Source organism: Neoroseomonas rubea, assembly GCF_016106015.1.
Taxonomy (GTDB): Bacteria; Pseudomonadota; Alphaproteobacteria; order Acetobacterales; family Acetobacteraceae; genus Neoroseomonas; species Neoroseomonas rubea.
The window spans coordinates 1-1,495 of the sequence record NZ_JACADQ010000567.1 but is presented as its reverse complement, the minus strand read 5'-3'; the positions used below and the strand labels follow the sequence as shown (position 1 = coordinate 1,495).

Annotated in this window: 1 protein-coding gene and 1 pseudogene; both read right to left on the bottom strand. The window is 71.7% G+C overall.

Going from position 1 to position 1,495, the window contains the following annotated elements:
- Window positions 1-85: 85 nt before the first annotated feature.
- Window positions 86-1,060 (bottom strand): Bug family tripartite tricarboxylate transporter substrate binding protein, encoded by a 975-nt coding sequence (locus tag HW577_RS24915; protein WP_198378780.1) that lies wholly within the window; start codon window positions 1,058-1,060, stop codon window positions 86-88.
- 182 nt (window positions 1,061-1,242) lie between these two features.
- Window positions 1,243-1,495 (bottom strand): annotated as a pseudogene (locus HW577_RS24910) (hypothetical protein); the annotation flags it as partial.

Genomic DNA, 1,495 nt, shown 5'->3' with positions numbered 1-1,495 from the left:
CCTCCCCCGAACCCCCTCCCTTCTTCGAATTCAAAGAAGGTTGAGGGGGGTTCGGGGGGAGAAGTTCCCTTCTCCCCCCGTTCTTCTATTCGAGCCGCGCGCCGGACACGCGCACCGCTTCCTGCCACAGCGGCCGTTCCCGCTGCGCGCGCGCCAGCATGTCCTCGGGCGAGGACCACACCGCCTCGGCGCCGACGCGCAGGAAGCGGTCCTTCACCGCCTGGTCGGAGACGATGCGCCGCAGCGCGCCGCTGAGCCGCTCGATCGCCGCGCGCGGCGAATTCGCCGGGAAGACGAAGCCCTGCCAGGAGGAGACGACGAAGTTCGGCACACCTGCCTCGGCCATCGTCGGCACGTCCTGCATGGTCGGCCAGCGCGTGGCGGAGGTGACGGCCAGCGCCCGCATCCGCCCTTCCGTGATGACCGGCACGTAGGAGGCGAGGTTGTCGAGCGCGCTGTCGAGGTCGCCCGAGAGCATCGCCGGGATGATCTGCGCCGCGCCGCGGAAGGGCACATGCGTGCCCTCGACGCCGATGCGGTTGGCAAAGAGCGCGCCGGTCAGGTGCCCCGTCGTGCCCACTCCGGGCGAGCCGTAGGAGAAGCCGCCGCGCTTCGCCCGGCACCAGGCGGTGAAGTCGGCCAGGCTGCGCGACGGGTTGTGCTGGCTGCTGACGACGACGACGTTGGGCAGGTCCCAGGCGATGCCGACCGGCACCAGGTCCCGCGCCGGGTCGTAGGGCAGGCGGGAGTACAGGAAGCTGTTGATGACCAGGTGCCCGACCGAGGCGATGCCGATCGTGTAGCCGTCCGGCGCCGCCTTGGCGGTGGCGTCGATGCCGATGTTGCCGCCCGCGCCGGGGCGGTTCTCGATGATGAAGGTCTGGCCGAGGATCGGCTGCAGCAGTTCCGCGTAGATGCGCACGAGCACGTCGGTCGACCCGCCCGGCGGCCAGGGGACGATGATGCGCACGGTGCGGTTCGGCCATTCGCCCTGGGCCTGGACCGCGGGCGCGGCGAGCAGGCCGGCGCCGGCGGCCAGAAGGGTGCGGCGGGTGGTCATGGCGTTGTCACTCCCGGTCATGGACGTGCCGAGATATCGCGCCGCGCCCCGCAAGGCCAGATGAAGGGCCTGCGGCACCATCCCATCACCCTGGATCCGCGTGATGGGATGTCGTGCTGCTGAATCAACGATCCGAAGGGCAAGGCATCCGATCGGCCGTTCCCGGCTGATCGGTCGTCGCCCTACCGATCCCGCCGCGCCTGCGCCGCCTTCACGAACTGGGACACGCGGCCGATCTCGCGCGGGTCGGTCCGCACCTTGCGCTTGGCGCTCGGCTTGGCGTGCATCCCCTGCCCGGCCGCGGGGCCCGCCGCCGGGTGATGCGGCTGAGCGGCCCGCTTGCGCGCCAGCACATCCCGCAGCGCGGCCGCGTGCCAGGCGCGCCGGGCCAGGTCGGAGGAGCGCACGTCTGAGGTCCGGCCACGCTTGAGTCCC